This is a genomic window from Psychrobacillus sp. (assembly GCF_056205495.1).
The window spans coordinates 1-4,150 of sequence record NZ_JBAEAP010000176.1 but is presented as its reverse complement, the minus strand read 5'-3'; the positions used below and the strand labels follow the sequence as shown (position 1 = coordinate 4,150).

General features: G+C 38.0%; 5 protein-coding genes. All 5 read left to right on the top strand.

Going from position 1 to position 4,150, the window contains the following annotated elements; translation table 11 throughout:
* Positions 1-1,068, top strand: a 1,068-nt coding sequence (locus AC06OU_RS05250) for a pyrimidine-nucleoside phosphorylase (RefSeq protein WP_475854436.1), incomplete at its 5' end; no start/stop codon positions are given.
* 927 nt (positions 1,069-1,995) lie between these two features.
* The gene (locus tag AC06OU_RS05245) at positions 1,996-2,352 is read left to right on the top strand and encodes an STAS domain-containing protein (RefSeq protein WP_169361316.1); all 357 of its coding nucleotides are present in this window, start codon (positions 1,996-1,998) and stop codon (positions 2,350-2,352) included.
* Entirely contained in the window at positions 2,342-2,788 is a 447-nt protein-coding gene (spoIIAB, locus tag AC06OU_RS05240) for an anti-sigma F factor (RefSeq protein WP_475854434.1), read from the top strand. The genes AC06OU_RS05245 and spoIIAB overlap by 11 nt, the downstream gene beginning before the upstream one ends.
* Positions 2,788-3,573, top strand: coding sequence for a SigF/SigG family RNA polymerase sporulation sigma factor (locus AC06OU_RS05235; protein WP_169361314.1), 786 nt, complete (start codon positions 2,788-2,790; stop codon positions 3,571-3,573). The genes spoIIAB and AC06OU_RS05235 overlap by 1 nt, the downstream gene beginning before the upstream one ends.
* The coding region (locus AC06OU_RS05230) for a spore germination protein (protein WP_475854432.1) at positions 3,570-4,150 on the top strand (581 nt) is incomplete at its 3' end. The genes AC06OU_RS05235 and AC06OU_RS05230, both read left to right, overlap by 4 nt.

Below are 4,150 nucleotides of genomic sequence, written 5' to 3'. Positions count from 1 at the left end.
GATAAGCATTCTACTGGTGGGGTAGGCGACACAACTACTTTAGTTTTAGGACCTCTAGTAGCTGCTTGTGGCGTTCCAGTAGCAAAAATGAGTGGACGCGGTTTAGGTCACACTGGTGGAACAATAGACAAGCTAGAAGCAATTGAAGGCTTCCATGTAGAATTATCTTCTGAGCAATTTGTAAAACAAGTAAATGAAATAAAAGTGGCTGTAATCGGTCAAAGCGGTAACTTGACTCCAGCAGATAAAAAACTGTATGCACTTAGAGATGTAACGTCAACAGTTAATAGCATTCCGCTTATTGCAAGCTCTATAATGAGTAAAAAAATTGCAGCAGGTGCTGGTGCAATTGTGCTAGACGTTAAAACTGGTGATGGAGCATTCATGAAAACGGCTGAAGATGCTCGTAAGCTAGCAAAAGCTATGGTGCAAATCGGTAATAGTGTTGGACGTCAAACAATGGCAATTATTTCTGACATGAGTCAACCACTAGGCCGAGCAATCGGAAACGCTCTAGAGGTACAGGAAGCGATAGATACGCTTAAAGGAAATGGCCCAGAGGATTTAACGGAACTGTGCTTAACTTTAGGTAGCCAAATGGTTGTAGTTGGAGAAAAAGCGGAAACACTAGAAGAAGCTAGAGCAATGCTACAAAAGGTAATCGATGATGGATCTGCTTTAGAAATTTTCAAGCAATTCATTAAATGGCAAGGTGGAAACGAAAACGTTGTCGACAATACAGATTTACTACCGAAGGCTGCTTTTGTAACAGAATTATCTGCTACTGAATCGGGCTACGTAACTTATATGGAAGCGGACGAAATTGGTACTGCAGCTATGTTACTAGGAGCTGGAAGAGCAACGAAAGAGTCAGAAATCGATTTAGCAGTAGGAATTATCCTTAACAAAAAGGTAGGAGATCGTGTAGAAAAAGGCGAATCACTAGCTACCATCCATGCTAACTCTGAAGATATCCAAGATGTTATCAATAAATTACACAAAAACATCCAAATTGAAGCTGCACAAAAAGATGCACCGCCTTTAATTTATGAAGTAATAACAGAATAACACTAAAATCTTTCTCGAAATTGATAAGACCCTGATAACTTTACACATGTAAGGTTTTCAGGGTCTTATTTGTCTCTGCTGTGCCACTTCTTGATGGATTCATCCAGGGAAGTGAAACTTTGTTGCGCCTAGGTTCTACACTCAAAATAATAAGCATCATCACGATGTTGTTATGAAAGAAGTTAATGATGATTGTAGAGTTGAAGAATTATATAATTGGATGCTTAAAATTTTTGATATTAGCCGAGTAATTCGAGTTGAGTTTGAAAAGGTTTTAATAGAAAATAAATACTCTCATATAACCACTACAGCTTCCTAGTTGGAAGAATAGAAATTGTTTCATTTATATTTTTTAGAATCACTTTCATAAATTAGTGATTTACCAATCCAATACAAGCATATTCTCCTGTTGATTGAAGCGTCAGGCGGCGACTCCTGTGGGATGAGTGAGCTAGATAAGACATCACAACCACGCGCGCAAGCGATGGGTGATGGCTTATCACTCACCCCACGGAAAGCGTCCGCCGAAAGCGAAAATCAATTCTACTTTCCTCTTTAAAAAGCAGATGACTTACATTTTTCTTTTTATTATTTCATTTATTTATAGCTTCCCCCGCGGAAAGCGTCCGACTAGAGCAGAAATCAATTCTACTTTATATGTTAATTGCTTAACATGTCCTTATTCTGTCCTGATTTTTCTTTAAAATAGCAAAATAAAATTGATTCATATAAGCAGCAATCTAAGATTTAAAAATATCTTAAATTGCTGTCTTTTTTTTGTTTAAAAAATGTTTAATTTACCCATACTGGATGTGTATAGACCTTTTGTCGAATATCTTCTAAATTGCGATGATTTCTTCTACTTTTGTCAGTTGCAAAGGATTATAGAATTCTATGTGGAATTGCGTTTTATGAGGAGGCGATTTTATGAAACACGATGTTGAAAAAGTAGGCGACGAAATAGTTATTATTCGATTGAAAGGTGAGCTAGACCATCATAGCACGACAGAAATAAGAAATGAGATAGTACCAATGATTAAGAATGGCTCTATTAAGGTTCTTGTTTGGAATTTAAAAGATTTAAATTTCATGGATAGCTCAGGTATTGGACTCATTCTAGGTAGAATGCGAGAGTTAGCTCCAATTGATGGTCAGACCATTATTGTTAATCCATCACCCACTATGCGTAAAATTTTTCAGTTCGCAGGTTTAAGCCCGTACATTTACAGTGAGTCAGAAATTGAAATAATTTCAAAGTTAGGGGGAATAGTTTATGGACAATGAAATCACATTATCTTTTATTGCCAAAAGTGAGAATGAAGCATTAGCAAGAATGGTGATGTCTAGTTTTATATCTGCGATCGATCCGACTATTGAGGAGCTGTCAGAGTTTAAGACAGTTATCTCGGAAGCAGTGACCAATTCAATTGTACACGGTTATGAAGAGGATGGCGTAGGGAAGATTGAGATACATGCACAACGTAGTGGAAGAGAGATAGTTGTTTCTATAGTAGATTATGGTCGTGGCATAAAAGATGTCACACAGGCAAGAGAACCTTTATATACAACCAAGCCTGAGCAGGAACGTTCTGGTATGGGCTTTACTATAATGGAAAGCTTCAGTGATGATGTGGATATATACTCCATTCCTGATAGGGGGACAACCGTAACCATCACAAAGAAATTTGTACCAATTCAAGAATCAGTTAGGATCGTCTAATGATGAACAATAAGCCAACAATTTTACTGACCCAGGAGAAGATGAGAGAGCTAATAGCCCTGTCACAAGAGGGTGATAAGTTCGCCAGACAACAAATGATAGAAGGAAATACAAGATTGGTTTGGTCTATTGTTCAGCGTTTTGCTTCTAGGGGGGCGGACCTAGAGGACTTATTTCAAATTGGATGTATCGGTCTTATGAAATCGGTTGATAAATTTGACTTGTCCTATGAAGTGAAGTTTTCAACGTATGCTGTTCCTATGATTATTGGAGAAATTCAGAGATTTCTTCGAGATGATGGAATGGTCAAAATTAGTCGTTCCATTAGGGAGTTGAACTTTAAAATTCGTCACGCAACGGATGACTTTCTTAAAACGCATGAGCGGCAGCCAACCATTTTGGAGCTAGCAAGTATTTTAGAAGTTTCTAGAGAGGATATTGTCATGGCGACCGACGCTCTTAGAGATCCCGCTTCCTTGCAGGAGCAACTCTATGAAAATGACAGTGGAGATGCTTTGACTTTGATGGACCAAATGAAAGATGAACGTTCAGAAAAGTCATTCGATCATATCCCTCTAAGAGAACTAGTAGAAAAATTAGAAAAACGAGAACAGATGATTATTTATCTGCGTTATTACCTAGACTGTACTCAAAGTGATATTGCCGAAAGGTTAGGGATATCCCAAGTTCAAGTGTCGAGACTAGAAAAGAAAATTTTGACACAGTTAAAGAGCTGGTTGGTACCTGTAGGCAGTACTGCTAATACAAAAGCTAGAGATAGGTGATTATTACGAAGACACTATTTAAGGATATGACCGAGGCAGAAGCGTATTTAAAAGAAAAGTTTGGGGAGAACGAGTCCTATGATTTTGGACTCCTTCACACCCACTTGTTTAAATTTCCGGTATTACTTGTTTACATTAATGGTCTCATTGATGGACCGACATTAACCGATTTAATGACGGGGACTATGAAGAATCCTCCGGAAGAGGATGTTTCTCAAAATGAAATCATGAATCACTATTTTCCTTACTACTCTATCACGCAATATGACTCAAAAGAAAAGTGGATTTCGGCACTATTAAGTGGCCAAGTGACATTCATTTTGGAAAATGGATCAGTTTATACGGTAGATGTAAGAAGTTACCCCGGTAGAACACCCGAGGAGCCAGACAACGAAAAAGTGGTACGTGGATCTCGGGACGGTTTTACGGAGAACATTGTTTTAAATACCGCACTTATTCGTAGACGAATAAGAGATACCAACCTCCGTTTCGAACTACATCAAATTTCCTCGATGAGTAAAATGGATATCGCAATTTCCTATGTTAAAGGAGTGGCGAATGAAGAAAATCTAGAACT

What these genes read in the sequence shown, in the direction of transcription:
- spoIIAB (WP_475854434.1), top strand. Translation starts at nt 2,342, where the DNA reads ATGGACAATGAAATCACATTATCTTTTATTGCCAAAAGTGAGAATGAA.
- AC06OU_RS05245 (WP_169361316.1), top strand. Translation starts at nt 1,996, where the DNA reads ATGAAACACGATGTTGAAAAAGTAGGCGACGAAATAGTTATTATTCGA.
- AC06OU_RS05235 (WP_169361314.1), top strand. Translation starts at nt 2,788, where the DNA reads ATGATGAACAATAAGCCAACAATTTTACTGACCCAGGAGAAGATGAGA.